General features: G+C 43.4%; 15 protein-coding genes. 12 read left to right on the top strand and 3 right to left on the bottom strand.

Translation table 11 applies throughout. The annotated features are described in order from the left end of the window. The first annotated feature begins 25 nt into the window (after positions 1-25). The 9 genes from FCV43_RS17375 to pgpA all read left to right on the top strand — a co-directional run bounded on the left by FCV43_RS17375 (position 26) and on the right by pgpA (position 7,859). Entirely contained in the window at positions 26-1,279 is a 1,254-nt protein-coding gene (locus FCV43_RS17375) for a glutamate-5-semialdehyde dehydrogenase (RefSeq protein WP_136995890.1), read from the top strand. Between the two features lie 234 nt (positions 1,280-1,513). Continuing rightward, on the top strand, positions 1,514-1,963 hold the full coding sequence (gene nrdR / locus FCV43_RS17370; protein ID WP_136995880.1) for a transcriptional regulator NrdR: 450 nt from the start codon (positions 1,514-1,516) through the stop codon (positions 1,961-1,963). A gap of 5 nt (positions 1,964-1,968) precedes the next feature. Then, positions 1,969-3,168, top strand: a complete 1,200-nt coding sequence (gene ribD / locus FCV43_RS17365; RefSeq protein WP_136995879.1) for a bifunctional diaminohydroxyphosphoribosylaminopyrimidine deaminase/5-amino-6-(5-phosphoribosylamino)uracil reductase RibD — start codon at positions 1,969-1,971, stop codon at positions 3,166-3,168. A gap of 20 nt (positions 3,169-3,188) precedes the next feature. After that, positions 3,189-3,842 carry a riboflavin synthase gene (locus FCV43_RS17360; RefSeq protein ID WP_017051711.1) on the top strand — a complete coding sequence of 218 codons (654 nt, stop codon included), beginning with the start codon at positions 3,189-3,191 and terminating at the stop codon, positions 3,840-3,842. A gap of 143 nt (positions 3,843-3,985) precedes the next feature. After that, complete coding sequence (gene ribBA / locus FCV43_RS17355; RefSeq protein WP_136995878.1) at positions 3,986-5,095, top strand: bifunctional 3,4-dihydroxy-2-butanone-4-phosphate synthase/GTP cyclohydrolase II; 1,110 nt, start codon at positions 3,986-3,988, stop codon at positions 5,093-5,095. A 158-nt stretch (positions 5,096-5,253) separates the two neighbouring features. Beyond that, entirely contained in the window at positions 5,254-5,724 is a 471-nt protein-coding gene (gene ribH / locus FCV43_RS17350) for a 6,7-dimethyl-8-ribityllumazine synthase (protein WP_017051713.1), read from the top strand. Beyond that, positions 5,724-6,191, top strand: a complete 468-nt coding sequence (nusB, locus tag FCV43_RS17345; protein ID WP_017051714.1) for a transcription antitermination factor NusB — start codon at positions 5,724-5,726, stop codon at positions 6,189-6,191. Before ribH ends, nusB begins: the two co-directional genes overlap by 1 nt. Positions 6,192-6,381: 190 nt before the next feature. Continuing rightward, positions 6,382-7,353 (top strand): thiamine-phosphate kinase, encoded by a 972-nt coding sequence (gene thiL / locus FCV43_RS17340; protein WP_136995877.1) that lies wholly within the window; start codon positions 6,382-6,384, stop codon positions 7,351-7,353. A gap of 2 nt (positions 7,354-7,355) precedes the next feature. Next, positions 7,356-7,859 carry a phosphatidylglycerophosphatase A gene (gene pgpA, locus FCV43_RS17335; RefSeq protein WP_017051716.1) on the top strand — a complete coding sequence of 168 codons (504 nt, stop codon included), beginning with the start codon at positions 7,356-7,358 and terminating at the stop codon, positions 7,857-7,859. 98 nt (positions 7,860-7,957) lie between these two features. On the opposite strand, the gene dxs is transcribed toward pgpA, so the two are convergent. The 3 genes from dxs to xseB are packed head-to-tail and all read right to left on the bottom strand — an operon-like array spanning position 7,958 to position 11,011. Beyond that, positions 7,958-9,841, bottom strand: a complete 1,884-nt coding sequence (dxs, locus tag FCV43_RS17330) for a 1-deoxy-D-xylulose-5-phosphate synthase (RefSeq protein WP_136995876.1) — start codon at positions 9,839-9,841, stop codon at positions 7,958-7,960. 20 nt (positions 9,842-9,861) lie between these two features. After that, a complete protein-coding gene (gene ispA / locus FCV43_RS17325) occupies positions 9,862-10,746 on the bottom strand; it encodes a (2E,6E)-farnesyl diphosphate synthase (RefSeq protein ID WP_113796500.1) in 885 nt (294 codons plus the stop codon). A 22-nt stretch (positions 10,747-10,768) separates the two neighbouring features. After that, on the bottom strand, positions 10,769-11,011 hold the full coding sequence (xseB, locus tag FCV43_RS17320) for an exodeoxyribonuclease VII small subunit (protein WP_113796498.1): 243 nt from the start codon (positions 11,009-11,011) through the stop codon (positions 10,769-10,771). 309 nt (positions 11,012-11,320) lie between these two features. On the opposite strand from xseB, the gene pomA reads away from it, so the two are divergent. The 3 genes from pomA to thiI all read left to right on the top strand — a co-directional run bounded on the left by pomA (position 11,321) and on the right by thiI (position 14,821). Next, positions 11,321-12,085, top strand: a complete 765-nt coding sequence (gene pomA, locus FCV43_RS17315) for a flagellar motor protein PomA (protein ID WP_017051720.1) — start codon at positions 11,321-11,323, stop codon at positions 12,083-12,085. 14 nt (positions 12,086-12,099) lie between these two features. Next, complete coding sequence (locus tag FCV43_RS17310; RefSeq protein WP_017051721.1) at positions 12,100-13,041, top strand: flagellar motor protein MotB; 942 nt, start codon at positions 12,100-12,102, stop codon at positions 13,039-13,041. Positions 13,042-13,372: 331 nt separating this feature from the next. Next, positions 13,373-14,821, top strand: a complete 1,449-nt coding sequence (thiI, locus tag FCV43_RS17305; protein ID WP_017051722.1) for a tRNA uracil 4-sulfurtransferase ThiI — start codon at positions 13,373-13,375, stop codon at positions 14,819-14,821. The last annotated feature ends 148 nt before the right edge of the window (positions 14,822-14,969 follow it).

Here is a 14,969-nt window from a genome sequence, read left to right as displayed (position 1 = left end):
GTTCAACGTGACTAGCTTACAAAATATGGGCATAGCGGCAAAAGAGGCGGCTTTCCATTTATCAACCGCATCGACGGCACAAAAAAACCAAGCATTAGCAACGATTGCTGATGAACTTGAAATCAATTCAGCGGCCATTTTAGCCGCGAATGCAAAAGATATTGAACTTGGACGCAATGCAGGGCTAACCGATGCTCTGCTTGATCGACTGATGCTGAACGAAGAGCGTTTAACGGGTATCGCTAACGATGTACGTAATGTTATTAGCTTAAACGATCCTGTTGGCAGTGAAATCGACAGTAAAGTATTAGAAAACGGCATGTCATTGTCGCGACGTCGAGTACCACTGGGTGTGGTTGGCGTGATTTACGAAGCTCGCCCAAACGTGACGATTGATATCGCGGCGTTGTGTCTGAAAACCGGTAATGCGAGTATTTTGCGTGGTGGTAAAGAGACCTTTTTCTCAAATATGGAGTTGGTTAAAGTCATTCAATCAGCTTTAGAAAAGGCACAATTACCCGCGGCTTCTGTGCAATACATTGAAAAACCTGATCGTGAATTAGTGTCACAACTGCTTAAATTGGATGACTATGTGGATATGATCATTCCACGCGGCGGCGCTGGTCTGCATAAAATGTGTAAAGAGAACAGCACCATTCCTGTCATCATTGGCGGTTTTGGTATCAGCCATATCTTTGTCGACGAGAGTGCAGATTTAGAAAAATCAGTTGATGTAGTCGAAAACTCGAAAGCACAGCGCCCATCGGCATGCAACTCATTAGATACGCTGCTGGTGCACGAATCCATTGCCGTTGATTTTCTGCCAATGTTAGCGAAACGCTTGAGTGGTAAAGTTGAGTTTGTGGTCGAAGAGAAAGCAAAGTCATTATTAAGCGAGACGGTGAAAACGGATGCCGAACTGCAATTACGTGATGTGATTGATGGTGATTTTGATACTGAATGGCTCAGTTACACTTTGGGCATTAAAGTGGTATCGGGTGTGAAAGAGGCGATCGATCACATGCGAGTTCACAATGCAAGTCACTCTGATGCCATCATGACCAACAGCTTAACGAATGCGGAATTGTTTATTAATTCGGTAGGGTCTGCGGCGGTGTATGTGAATGCTTCAACGCGTTTTACCGATGGCGCTCAATTTGGTTTAGGGGCTGAAGTAGCAGTATCGACTCAAAAACTGCATGCACGTGGTCCTATGGGATTAGAAGAGCTAACCAGTTACAAATGGGTGGGTAAAGCGAATTACTTAGTTCGTCCATAGCTCGTAACATTAGGCTGAGAAGTCTCTATCATGAAACGCTTCACATATAGAGTTTTGGTTAGAATTGGGGAGATCCCATCTCTATCCTAAGTTCTTGAGTGAAGCGTTTGCGTATTTGATATGAAAAACGCAATATACGCACCATTATTCGGCAAATCTCGGCCTAACTATCGACTTCTTCATTCACTCCCTGTCCCAATTCCGTTACACTGATGCCAATTAATTGGAGGTGATATGCATTGTCCTTTTTGTTCAGAAAATGACACTAAAGTGATTGATTCGCGCTTAGTCGCAGACGGTCACCAAGTTCGTCGTAGACGCCAGTGCTTAGCGTGTAGTGAACGTTTCACTACTTTTGAAAGTGCTGAGCTTGTGATGCCTAAAGTGATCAAATCAAATGGCAACCGTGAACCATTTAATGAAGATAAAATGGTGGGCGGAATACAGCGCGCATTAGAAAAGCGCCCCGTCAGTGCTGACTCGATTGAGCTAGCAATCAGTACGATTAAATCTCAGCTGAGAGCAACGGGTGAGCGAGAGGTTCCGAGTGACCTTATCGGTAACTTAGTGATGGAACAGCTTAAAGTCTTAGACAAAGTGGCTTATATTCGTTTTGCGTCTGTTTATCGTAGTTTTGAAGATATCCGAGAGTTTGGTGAAGAAATTGCCAAGCTAGAAGACTAACCGTTATGTCTAATTTCACTCCTCTAGATTATCAATTTATGGTGCGTGCGCTTGAGCTTGCCAAGCGTGGCATTTATACCACGGCTCCGAATCCTAATGTCGGCTGTGTGATTGCGCGTGACGGCGAAATCGTTGGAGAGGGTTTTCACCTAAAAGCGGGTGAGCCTCATGCTGAAGTTCATGCCTTACGAATGGCGGGTGAAAAAGCGGTGGGAGCCACGGCTTATGTCACTTTAGAGCCATGTTCGCATTATGGTCGAACGCCACCTTGTGCTGAAGGCTTGATAAAAGCGAAAGTCGCGAAAGTTATCTGTGCAATGCAAGACCCGAACCCTCAAGTGTCTGGCCGCGGTATTCAAATGCTACGTGATGCTGGTATTGACGTTGAAGTCGGTTTATTAGAAGCCGATGCAAAAGCTTTGAACCCTGCATTTATCAAAAAAATGCAAACGGGGATGCCATTTGTTCAATTAAAAATGGCCGCGAGCTTAGACGGGCAAACCGCATTAAACAATGGTAAAAGCCAGTGGATAACTTCTCCCCAAGCAAGACAAGATGTTCAGACTTTCCGTGCGATGTCTGGTGCTATTCTCTCAACCAGTAAGACGGTGATTGACGATAATGCTTCGTTGAATGTGCGATGGAATGACTTACCTTGCAGTGTTCAGTCTCGCTATGGCCTAAAACCTAGTGCTTTACTAAAACCTAACGATGTACTTAAGCATAGCGATGTACTTAAGCTAAGTGATGAGGTGAACTCTCAAGCTCAGAAGAGTGCGGTTAGGCAGCCTATTCGCGTGATTCTTGATAGGCAGCATCAGTTGACCGAAGATCTTAATCTGTTTCAAACTCAAGGTGAAGTGCTGAGAGTTGGCTCTGAAGGGTCGGATATCAACCTAACGGAGACGGGTCATCAACTGGATTTAGCAGAGTTGATGTCACAGTTAGCGGAGCAGCATAATATCAATCACGTGTGGGTTGAAGCTGGGGCGACTCTGGCCGGACAGTTGCTCGTTAATGGTTTAGTTGATGAGTTGATCGTTTATTTAGCACCTAAACTCATGGGAAGCGATGGCAGAGGCTTAATCGGAGCGCTCGGCTTAGAATGTATGTCGCAAGTGATTGAGCTTGATATTCAAGATGTTCGCCAAGTGGGTCAAGATATTCGCTTAATTGCTAAGCCTGTATTGAAAGAAAACAAATAGATGATATTCATAGGAATCATATGTTTACAGGAATCGTAGAAGCTGTCGGAACATTGGCGGCTATCACCCCAAAAGGGGAAGACATTAGCATTACAGTTAATGCTGATAAGTTAGATATGTCAGACGTTAATTTAGGCGATAGTATCGCGACTAATGGCGTTTGTCTGACGGTTGTAAAATTTGATGCTTGCAGTTATACCGCCGACCTCTCACTTGAAACATTGAAAAAAACAGGTTTTGCTCAATACCAAGCTGGCGATAAGGTTAATCTTGAAAAAGCGATGTTACCGACAACCCGCTTTGGTGGGCACATTGTTTCAGGCCATGTGGATGGTGTTGGTGAAATTGTAGAGCGAAACCATGTCGGACGTTCGATTGAATTTTGGGTCAACATGCCAGCAGATATTGCAAAATACGTTGCTCAGAAAGGCTCTATTACCGTAGATGGAATTAGCTTAACGGTTAATGCTCTACGTAAAAATGCATTCAAATTAACTATCGTACCTCACACCTCCGAAGAGACGACGATTGATGATTTTCAGGTCGGCAGAAAAGTTAATTTAGAAGTAGATGTGCTTGCTCGTTATATGGAACGTCTACTTCAAGGACAACAAGAAGAACAACCGGAATCTCGTTTAACGATGGAATTTTTGCAACAAAATGGATTTGCTTGATTCAATGAAAAAGTAAGGGGAGCTTCTCCTACACTCTTTTAGAATTACCGAAGATTTTCATGATTACAGTAGACTTTCATGATCACCGTAGATGTAAGCCTAGAGTCTTAACACCTAGCGCCTAATAAAATAGGAACAACATAATGCCAATTAGTACGCCTCAAGAAATTATTGAAGATATTCGCCTCGGTAAAATGGTTATCCTGATGGATGACGAAGATCGTGAAAACGAAGGCGATTTAATCATGGCAGCGGAACATATTACCCCTGAAGCGATTAACTTCATGGCAATGTATGGTCGCGGTTTGATCTGTCTAACTATGACAAAAGAGCGTTGTGAGCGTCTTGGATTACCGCCAATGGTTCAAGATAATAATGCTCAATACACAACTAACTTTACTGTTTCTATTGAAGCTGCTGAAGGAGTGACAACGGGTATTTCAGCATCTGATCGTGCGGTTACTGTTCAAGCCGCTGTAGCGAAAGATGCGAAAGCCGCTGATCTTGTTCAGCCGGGTCATATTTTCCCTCTTACGGCTCAAGAAGGTGGCGTGCTAACTCGCGCTGGACATACTGAAGCAGGCTGTGACTTAGGTCGACTCGCAGGCTTGGAGCCAGCTTCTGTTATCGTTGAGATCCTAAATGAAGATGGCACAATGGCTCGTCGTCCAGATTTAGAAGTCTTCGCAGAAAAACACGATATTAAACTCGGCACCATTGCTGATTTAATCGAATACCGAAACAACACAGAAACCACTATTGAGCGTGTTGCTGAGTGTAAGTTGCCAACGGAATTTGGTGATTTTGACCTTGTGACTTTCCGCGACACCATTGATAACCAAGTTCACTACGCGCTGAAAAAAGGCGATGTGAAAACGGGCGCTCCACTTGTGCGTGTTCACCTGCATGATACGTTTACCGATTTACTGCACTCAGACCGCAGCACAGAGCGTAGCTGGACGTTAGATAAAGCGATGCAACGTATTGGCACAGATGGTGGTGTTTTAGTGATTTTGGGTAACGAAGAGACGTCTGACACCTTGATCAATAAAGTGAAAACCTTTGAAGCACAAGATAAAGGTGAAGCTCCGACAATGGCGAAAAAGCAGGGTACATCTCGCCGTGTTGGTGTTGGCTCTCAAATTTTGGCGGATTTAGGAGTAAGCGATATGCGCCTGCTTTCTTCTAGTTCAAAACGTTACCATGCATTAGGCGGGTTTGGCCTTAATGTTGTTGAGTATGTTTGTGAATAATTAGCGTTTATTCAATACAAAATAAGCGAATACAGAAAGCTGTGTTCGCTTTTTTATTTGAATAGGGCTAATTAAGTTAATTGGTATTAGATATCGCTCACAGTTCTGTGCTAGAATCCGTCGATTCTCACTTGATGAACATAGTTAAAGGAAGGCTTATGAAAGTGATCGAGGGTGGCTTCCCAGCGCCAAATGCAAAAATTGCTATCGTTATTTCTCGTTTCAACAGTTTTATTAACGAAAGTTTACTTTCTGGTGCAATCGATACTTTAAAGCGTCATGGACAAGTTAGCGAAGACAATATTACTGTAGTTCGTTGCCCTGGTGCAGTTGAATTACCGTTAGTTGCTCAACGTGTTGCGAAAACAGGAAAATTTGATGCTATCGTATCACTTGGTACTGTAATTCGCGGCGGAACGCCACATTTTGACTATGTTTGCAGTGAATGTAATAAAGGTTTAGCTCAAGTGTCTATGGAGTTCAGTCTTCCTGTAGCATTTGGTGTACTTACTGTTGATACAATCGATCAAGCTATTGAACGCGCAGGAACCAAGGCTGGTAATAAAGGTGCAGAGGCTGCACTAAGCGCACTTGAGATGATTAACGTTCTTTCTGAAATCGATTCCTAATGGGGGCCAGTGTGAAACCAGCCGCACGTCGTAACGCACGTCAATTTGCTCTGCAAGCAATTTATTCTTGGCAAATTACTAAAGAAAATGTCGCAACAGTTGAGGAACAGTTCCTAACTGGTGGCAAGTATGATGAAGAAGAGCATCATGAATTAGAACCGGCTTTGTCGGCTCCAGAAACAGACGTTGCGTATTTCCGTGATCTATTTTCTGGTGTTGTACTTGGTCATATGGAGCTGGACAGCAAATTGCGTCCATACCTATCACGTCCAATGCAAGATTTGGATATGATGGAACTTGCTCTGCTACGTCTTGCTATGTACGAGATGACTCGTCGTGAAGATGTACCATACAAAGTCGTAATCAATGAAGCTATTGAGCTAGCAAAAGTATTTGCAGCGGAAGATAGCCATAAGTTCGTTAATGGTGTGCTTGATAAAGCTGCGCCACACGTGCGTAAAAAGTAATTGATTATCTAAGAATTGAAAAGGTCAGCTATATGCTGGCCTTTTTTGTGAGTATTTTTTCAACAAACGTTCTAGATCCTAAATCAACACATCATGAAATTTAGTGATAAAGCCTTTTCGTGATTAAACCTAACTGTGTTGATATCTGCTCTATAATGATGGGTCTGAACGAGACATCAAGGATGTATGTATGTCTGGTGAATTCAATTTAATCGAAAAGTATTTTTCTAATCGCCAAAGTCAGCGAAAAGATGTGCAGTTATCATTAGGCGATGATTGTGCCTTAGTCAAACCGCCAAGTAATGTTCAAATTGCGATTAGTACAGATACGCTGGTCGCAGGTACACACTTCTTAGCCGATGCAAACCCTGCATGGGTAGCACATAAAGCATTAGCCTCCAACGTGAGTGATTTAGCCGCGATGGGCGCGACACCTGCGTGGGTATCATTTGCGTTGACCATGCCGGACGCTGATGAAGCGTGGCTGGCTCCATTTTGTGATGCGTTCTTTGAGTTAGCTGACTATTTTGGGATTCAATTGATCGGTGGAGATACCACCAAAGGCCCATTAAGTTTAACCTTAACGGTGCAAGGCTTTGTTCCGGAAGATAAAGCGCTGCGCAGAGATGGCGCTAGTGTGGGGGATTGGATTTATGTCACTGGGAACTTAGGTGACAGTAAAGCGGGTTTATCCGTGATTTTAGATGATAGCCTCCGTTGCAAACCTTTTGCACAAGAACTTGAAAAACGTCATTACCTTAGCCAACCTAGAGTACTTGCAGGACAAGCATTGTTAGGTTTAGCGTCATCGGCGATTGATATCTCAGATGGGTTGATATCTGATCTTAGTCATATACTCAAACACTCAAATGTTGGGGCCAGTATTAATGCTAATTTGTTGCCTCTCTCTTCTGAACTTATACAATTTAGTGGTAATGTGGACAGTGCTCAGCAGTATGCTCTGACGAGTGGGGAAGAGTATGAACTCTGCTTTACCGTTCCTGAAGAGAATAAAGGATCACTGGAAACCGCTTTAGCTCATATTGGCGCGAAAGTAACATGTATTGGTCAGATCCGCCCGCAAGGAATGTTAGAACTGCATAGCAACGGGCAACCTCTTGATTGGCACTTAGATGGCTATGATCACTTTAAGGTTAAATAATTATGACTAACCCTCTCTCTTTAATTTCATTAAAAAATCCATGGCATCTGTTGGCGACGGGCTTTGGCAGCGGTTTATCGCCGATCATTCCGGGAACAATGGGGACTCTTGCTTCTATTCCATTCTATTTGCTTCTTGTTCAGTTGCCGCTTCCGATGTATTTAGTGGTGGTGGTTATTTCATGCATTATTGGCGTTAAGATCTGCCAAGTGACGTCAGATGACATGAAAGTTCACGATCATGGTTCAATTGTGTGGGATGAATTTGCGGGCTTTTGGATCACCATGAGCTTAGTGCCTATGCTAGACCTTCCCGTAGATGACTGGAAATGGCTTATCACCGGTTTTGTACTGTTTCGTTTCTTCGATATGGTTAAGCCGTGGCCTATTGGTTGGCTAGATAAGCGCGTCGATGGCGGCTTTGGGATCATGGTAGACGATATCGTCGCTGGTGTAATGGCGGGTGTCGCTTTGTATCTTGTTGGGCATTTTTCTGGCTGGTTATAATGGTAGCTGCCTAATGTTAGACAAATGAACGGTTCTTAAATGGTAATAAAAAGCCCACAGATTTTGCTGTGGGCTTTTTTGTATCTTTCTAATTTTGGTTATTTTCCAAGATATTGTTGAATCGAACGAATGATGCCATCACTGTCTAACCCAAGTTCTTGATGCAGTTCGCCTTGCGTACCTTGAGCAATAAACTTGTCAGGAAGACCAAGAGTAAGAACGGGCATTGGGCGCTTATCTTGCATTAAGAATTCAATCACGCCTGCGCCTGCGCCACCAATGATGGCATTCTCTTCAAGTGTAATGAGCACATCATGATCAGCGACCAGTTGCCGGATTAACTCTTCATCGAGAGGCTTAACAAAACGCATATCCGCAACGGTTGCGTTTAGTGTTTCTGACGCTTCCAAAGCATTTGGCAAGAAAGTACCAAAGTTCAAAATCGCGACTTTATTCCCATCTTTTAGTGCATCGCTTTGCTTGATGATTCGCCCTTTGCCAATTTCAAGTGCGGTGAAGGTTTCAGCTAACTCAGTGCCCATGCCATTACCTCTTGGGTAACGCACAGCACTTGGACCTGTATGCTTATGGCCAGTATAAAGCATCTGACGGCACTCATTTTCATCACTTGGTGCCATGATGACCATATTAGGAATGCAGCGCATGAAGCTTAAATCAAAGGCTCCTTGGTGAGTTTGACCATCTGCACCCACAAGACCTGCTCGGTCAATTGCAAACATCACGGGTAAATCCATGATCGCAACATCGTGAATCAGTTGGTCATAACCACGCTGTAAGAAGGTAGAGTAAATCGCGACGATAGGGTGATCCCCTGCGATAGCCATGCCTGTTGCCAAAGTAACAGCATGTTGTTCTGCGATTGCTACATCATAATATTGGTCTGGGAACTCTTTGGAGAAGCGCACCATGCCTGAACCTTCACGCATTGCTGGCGTAATTGCTCTTAACTTAGGATCTTGCGCGGCCATATCACATAAGAAGTCACCAAATATCTTAGAGAAAGTTGGTTTACTGCTTGTGCTCTTAGGTAGACTGCTGTGGCTAGGGTCAAATTTAGGGACACCATGATAGCCAATAGGATCTTTTTCTGCGGGCTCATAACCTTTGCCTTTCTTGGTCATAATATGCAGAAATTGAGGGCCTTTTAGCCCACGCATGTTGCGCAGCGTTTTAATCAGCTCATTTACGTCGTGACCATCCACAGGGCCAATATAATTAAATCCAAGCTCTTCAAAAAGGGTTCCAGGAACAACCATGCCCTTAAGATGTTCTTCAGTGCGGCGTACTAATTCTTTGATTGGTGGAACACCAGAAAGAACTTTTTTACCGCCTTCACGAATAGACGTGTAAAGGTTTCCTGAAAGTACTTGAGCTAAATGGTTGTTCAGCGCACCGACATTCTCTGAAATCGACATTTCGTTATCGTTTAATACCACGAGCATATCCGAATGAACATCACCTGCGTGATTCATCGCTTCAAATGCCATACCTGCGGTAATCGCACCGTCACCGATAACGCTCACCACTTTGCGGTCTTTGCCTTCCTTCTCAGCACTAATTGCCATACCAAGAGCGGCACTGATCGACGTTGAAGAGTGTCCAACTGAAAGGGTGTCGTACTCGCTCTCTTCACGCCAAGGGAAAGGATGTAACCCATCTTTCTGGCGAATCGTTGATAATTTTTCTCTTCGACCAGTAAGGATCTTGTGCGGGTAAGCTTGGTGGCCAACATCCCAAACAAGTTGATCGAATGGAGTGTTGTAGACATAGTGCAACGCTACCGTGAGCTCGACTGTACCTAAACCAGACGCTAAGTGACCACTTGATTGGCTCACTGAGTTTAGAAGGTATGAGCGTAGTTCATCACATAATTGTGGTAGAGTGGATTTTGGCAAAAGGCGCAGATCATCAGGAGTGTCTGCTAAAGCCAATGTTGGATACTTTGAAATATCAAGAGTCATATAATTGCGCGCTTATAGTCTTAGTTCTTGCGCTCGATGACGTATCGGGCGAACTCTTCGAGTAACTGGGTATTGTATGGGATTGCATCCAAAGCTTGAAGGGCTTCAGTTAACAGAGTTTGAGCTTTTTTCATTGCGCCATCTAATCCGAGCAATGAAGGGTAAGTGCTCTTGTTCAATTCTTGATCTGAACCTTGTGGTTTACCCAATGTTTCAGTATCGCCAATAATATCCAAAATATCATCTTGGACTTGGAAGGCTAAACCAATCGCATCAGCATATTTATCAAGTTGAGGTAAAATTTCCACGCCTTTCTGACCCGCAGCCAACGCGCCTAAACGAATAGCACACTTCATGAGTGCGCCCGTTTTGTTTTTGTGGATATCTTTTAGCTCTTCGAGCGAAACCGAGCGGTTTTCTGCTGCAAGATCAAGAGCCTGACCAATGCACATGCCTGAGGCGCCAGATGCTTGAGCTAAGACTTGAACCATCTTAATACGGTTCGCTTCGCCATCAGCGGATAGCTCACCTTCTGCAAGGATGGTAAAGGCTAACGTTTGTAGAGCATCGCCAGTTAAAATAGCGGTGGCTTCATCAAATTTAATATGACAAGTCGTTTGCCCACGGCGCAGCTCATCGTCATCCATTGCAGGAAGATCATCATGAATTAAAGAGTAAGCATGGATGCACTCTATCGCTGATGCTGGTGTGTCTAGAGTGGCTGATGAGCACCCGAGCATTTCCCCTGTGATGTAAACCAAAAATGGGCGCGCTCGCTTTCCTCCAAGTAATAAACCATAGCGCATTGCTTGCACGAGAGGTTGATCTTGATGAGGTAGGCGATCGAGCCAATAATTTAATTGGGAATTATTTCTTTCCTGATAAGAGGTTAAGGCCTCAACCATAGGGGGTCTCATATATTTTGTTCTAGTCTTGCTGAGGATTAAATTCGCTTAATTCAGCATTGTCGTCATTTTGTAGCAAAATACTGACACGCTGTTCAGCATCGCTTAATTTATTTTGTCCGGCGCGGGCTAATGCGATGCCACGTTCGAATTTCTTTAGCGCATCATCTAAAGCCAGTTCACCATTTTCTAGTTGATCAACTAGGCCGTCGAGCTCTTCGATCGTTGCTTCGAAGGTCATATTTTCAGGTTTCTTAGTCGCCATAATAATTCTGCATTGCAAAAGATGCACGAAAGTTACCTTAGGGCGTGAAGATGGTCAAATTTAACCAAGTAAAATTGTTAGAAAAATGGAGCTCATACGTGCTTGAGTCGAAGATAAAACTTAACATATCAGCTCGTGTGATGAACAAAACCCACGTAGACTCAAATAGCTAAGAATGAGTATTGATCAAATTTAATGAAAAAGTATGAGATTTACTCCAAGGTTTCACTTAAAGATCTTACGATCTTGCCGATAACAATATTATTCTCCATATAGTTGGCACAAAACAGATAGCATGAGGAGTGCTTTGTGGATTTAGCAACGCTGATAGGTCTAATAGGTGGCTTCGCCTTTGTAATCATGGCAATGATTCTTGGTGGCAGTCTATCCATGTTTATTGATGTCACTTCGATTCTGATTGTGGTTGGTGGCTCTACGTTTGTTGTATTAATGAAATTTACCATGGGGCAGTTCTTTGGAGCCGCCAAAATTGCAGGTAAAGCTTTCATGTTTAAGTCAGACGAACCTGAAGATTTGATCGCTAAAGTTGTCGAAATGGCAGATGCAGCTCGTAAAGGGGGCTTCCTTGCTCTTGAAGAAATGGAAATCACGAACAGCTTCATGCAAAAAGGTATCGATCTTCTCGTAGACGGTCACGATGCTGATGTGGTGCGCGCCGCTTTGCAAAAAGATATCGCTTTAACCAATGAACGTCATGAACAAGGCGGTAAAGTATTCATGGCCTATGGTGATGTATCTCCAGCTATGGGGATGATCGGTACCTTAGTTGGTTTGGTGGCAATGCTTTCAAACATGGATGACCCTAAATCCATCGGTCCAGCGATGGCGGTTGCTTTGCTAACGACACTATATGGAGCGGTATTATCCAATATGATCTTTTTCCCTATCGCCGATAAGTTGGCCTTGCGTCGAGAGCAAGAGACACTGAACCGCCGTTTAATTATGGATGGTGTACTTGCGATTCAAGATGGGCAAAACCCTCGTGTGATTGATAGCTACCTGAAAAACTACCTCAACGAAGGTAAGCGACTTCTTGGTGTTGATGGTGAATAGACAGGACTCTTAAGATGGATGATGAAAATGAATGCAAATGTCCACCACCAGGTCTCGCGTTATGGATGGGAACGTTTGCCGATTTAATGTCACTACTGATGTGCTTCTTCGTTCTGTTGCTTTCCTTTTCAGAAATGGATGTATTGAAGTTCAAGCAAATCGCTGGTTCGATGAAGTTTGCCTTTGGTGTTCAGAATAAGCTTGAAGTAAAAGATATTCCGAAGGGGACCAGTATTATTGCTCAAGAGTTTCGTCCGGGCAGACCTGAGCCAACGCCTATTGATGTGATCATGCAACAGACGATTGATATTACCCAGCAAACGTTAGAGTTTCATGAAGGTGAATCGGACCGTGCGGGTGGTAATAAGCGTGATCAAGGTAAGTTGAACGGCGGACAATCGCCTGAAACCTCGACCCAAGATAACCAAAATACGGAATCTGAACAGCAGCAACAGCAAGCGGAATCCATGTCGGAAGAGATGGAAACATTGATGGAGAACATCAAGAAAGCGCTGGAGCGAGAGATTGATCAGGGGGCTATTGAAGTTGAAAACTTAGGTCAGCAGATTGTCATTCGTATTCGAGAGAAAGGCGCATTCCCTAGCGGTTCGGCGTTCTTACAGCCCAAGTTCCGCCCGTTGGTAAGACAAGTTGCCGAGTTGGTTAAAGACATTCCGGGTATTGTTAGAATTTCAGGTCATACAGACGATCAACGCCTCGATTCTGAACTGTATCGTTCAAATTGGGATCTCTCTTCTCAGCGAGCGGTTTCTGTAGCTCAAGAGATGGAGAAAGTTCGCGGATTTTCTCATCAGCGATTACGAGTGAGAGGCATGGCGGATACCGCACCTCTGGGGCCGAATGATACAGAAGCTCAACGTTCAATTAACCGACGAGTTGAAATCAGCATCATGCAAGGCGAACCTATTTTTAGTGATGAAGTTCCTGTCTTATAATTAACTATTATTAATATAGTTAGCACTCATTAATAAAGGCTCCTAATTAGCGATTCGTTAGCTTTAGGAGCCTTTTTTATTTCTGAGATAAACTAAACTCAGTGGTGGTTATTCATCTCCCTCTTTCCTTTAGTTTGAGATCTCATGTATAATCTTGCGCCCTCAGTGGGGCTGTGCATTCGAAGGTTTCTGCCTATCGACAGTTTGAATATAAAATCGAAAGTTTGGATATAAACAAGCTAGCACCTAATCAAGGTTGAATAAATCAATCTGATGCCCACGCAGAGAGACAACCTCATCTTGCAAACCCTAAAATTATTGTGAAGAAAATATGAAATTTATTGTTAAGCCCCATCCGGAAATTTTTGTAAAAAGTGAGTCGGTGCGTAAGCGCTTCATCAAAATTTTAGAATCTAACCTTCGCATTATCATTAAGCGCCGAACTGAATCTGTTGCGGTATACAACCGTCGCGATCATATTGAAGTGAGCGCAAGCTGTGATAAATACTACGAGCAAGTGCTTGAAATCCTGACTCATACATCAGGTATTCACCATACGCTTGAAGTTCTTCAAACTGAATTCACTGATATGCACAATATCTATGAGCAAGTGTTAGAGCGCAGTGGTAGCAAGATTGTTGATAAAACATTCGTGGTTCGTGCTAAACGTCGCGGCCAGCATGATTTTACTTCAATTGAACTTGAGCGTTATGTTGGCGGTGGTTTAAACCAAGCAGTAGAAAGTGCGAAGGTTAAACTGAAGAAGCCAGATGTATCAATCAACATTGAAGTTGAAAACGATAAATTAAACCAAGTGATTGAACGTCACAAAGGATTAGGCGGTTTCCCTCTAGGCACTCAAGAGGATGTACTAAGCTTGATCTCTGGTGGCTTCGATTCTGGTGTATCAAGTTACTTACACATCAAGCGCGGTTCTAAAACGCATTTCTGCTTCTTTAACTTAGGCGGTCCTGCTCATGAGATTGGTGTTAAGCAAGTTGCTCACTATCTTTGGAATAAGTACGGATCTTCTGCAAAAGTGAAGTTTATTGCGGTGGATTTTGAACCTGTCGTGGCTGAAATTTTAGAAAACGTCGATGACGGCCAAATGGGTGTCGTTCTAAAACGTATGTTCATGCGTGCTGGTGGCATGGTGGCAGAACGTTTTGGTATTCAAGCCTTAGTGACTGGTGAAGCGTTAGGCCAAGTTTCAAGCCAAACGTTAACTAACTTACGCCATATCGATAACGTGACCGATACTCTTATTTTGCGCCCACTGATTAACTGGGATAAAGAAGACATTATCGATCTATCTCGAAAAATTGGCACGGAAGATTTTGCCAAAGTAATGCCAGAGTATTGTGGTGTTATCTCTAAGAAGCCGACCATTAAAGCTGAAAAGTCGAAGCTAGAAGCTGAAGAAGCGAACTTTGATTTCTCTATCTTAGATGGTGTGATTGAGAATGCTCGTATCATGGATATTCGTGATATTGAGAAAGAGAGTAAAGAACAAGCGCCAGAAGTTGAACAAGTGACTGCGGTTGAAGACAATGCGGTAGTACTTGATATTCGTAGTGCTGAAGAAGAAGAGGCTAGCCCACTTGAACTGGATAGCGTTGAAGTGAAACATTTACCTTTCTTTAAGCTTGCGACTCAATTTGGTGATTTGGATCAGTCTAAGACATACCTATTGTACTGTGACCGTGGCGTAATGAGCCGCTTACAGGCGCTTTACCTGCAAGAGCAAGGTTTTAGCAATGTAAAAGTTTATCGCCCTTAGAAACCGTTTGAGCGTTAGCTGAATTAAAACCGTTTACGATTCACTGATAAAGTGAGTAGTGAGCGGTTTTTTTATGGCCGCTACTTTATTTTGAGATTGTTTTTTTGTCGTAAGCCTTTCTGATTTTCTAAGATAAGAAGATAAGAAG

Origin of the sequence: Vibrio genomosp. F6 (genome assembly GCF_005146325.1) — a bacterium.
Lineage (GTDB): Bacteria > Pseudomonadota > Gammaproteobacteria > Enterobacterales > Vibrionaceae > Vibrio > Vibrio cortegadensis.
Note: the sequence above shows the minus strand (reverse complement) of the source record. Positions and strands in the feature narration are given on the sequence as shown.

Bases quoted from the DNA above. Each gene is read 5' to 3' on its own strand.
- FCV43_RS17375 (WP_136995890.1), top strand. From the start codon at position 26: ATGGGCATAGCGGCAAAAGAGGCGGCTTTCCATTTATCAACCGCATCG.
- nrdR (WP_136995880.1), top strand. From the start codon at position 1,514: ATGCATTGTCCTTTTTGTTCAGAAAATGACACTAAAGTGATTGATTCG.
- ribD (WP_136995879.1), top strand. From the start codon at position 1,969: ATGTCTAATTTCACTCCTCTAGATTATCAATTTATGGTGCGTGCGCTT.
- FCV43_RS17360 (WP_017051711.1), top strand. From the start codon at position 3,189: ATGTTTACAGGAATCGTAGAAGCTGTCGGAACATTGGCGGCTATCACC.
- ribBA (WP_136995878.1), top strand. From the start codon at position 3,986: ATGCCAATTAGTACGCCTCAAGAAATTATTGAAGATATTCGCCTCGGT.
- ribH (WP_017051713.1), top strand. From the start codon at position 5,254: ATGAAAGTGATCGAGGGTGGCTTCCCAGCGCCAAATGCAAAAATTGCT.
- nusB (WP_017051714.1), top strand. From the start codon at position 5,724: ATGGGGGCCAGTGTGAAACCAGCCGCACGTCGTAACGCACGTCAATTT.
- thiL (WP_136995877.1), top strand. From the start codon at position 6,382: ATGTCTGGTGAATTCAATTTAATCGAAAAGTATTTTTCTAATCGCCAA.
- pgpA (WP_017051716.1), top strand. From the start codon at position 7,356: ATGACTAACCCTCTCTCTTTAATTTCATTAAAAAATCCATGGCATCTG.
- dxs (WP_136995876.1), bottom strand. From the start codon at position 9,841: ATGACTCTTGATATTTCAAAGTATCCAACATTGGCTTTAGCAGACACT.
- ispA (WP_113796500.1), bottom strand. From the start codon at position 10,746: ATGGTTGAGGCCTTAACCTCTTATCAGGAAAGAAATAATTCCCAATTA.
- xseB (WP_113796498.1), bottom strand. From the start codon at position 11,011: ATGGCGACTAAGAAACCTGAAAATATGACCTTCGAAGCAACGATCGAA.
- FCV43_RS17310 (WP_017051721.1), top strand. From the start codon at position 12,100: ATGGATGATGAAAATGAATGCAAATGTCCACCACCAGGTCTCGCGTTA.
- thiI (WP_017051722.1), top strand. From the start codon at position 13,373: ATGAAATTTATTGTTAAGCCCCATCCGGAAATTTTTGTAAAAAGTGAG.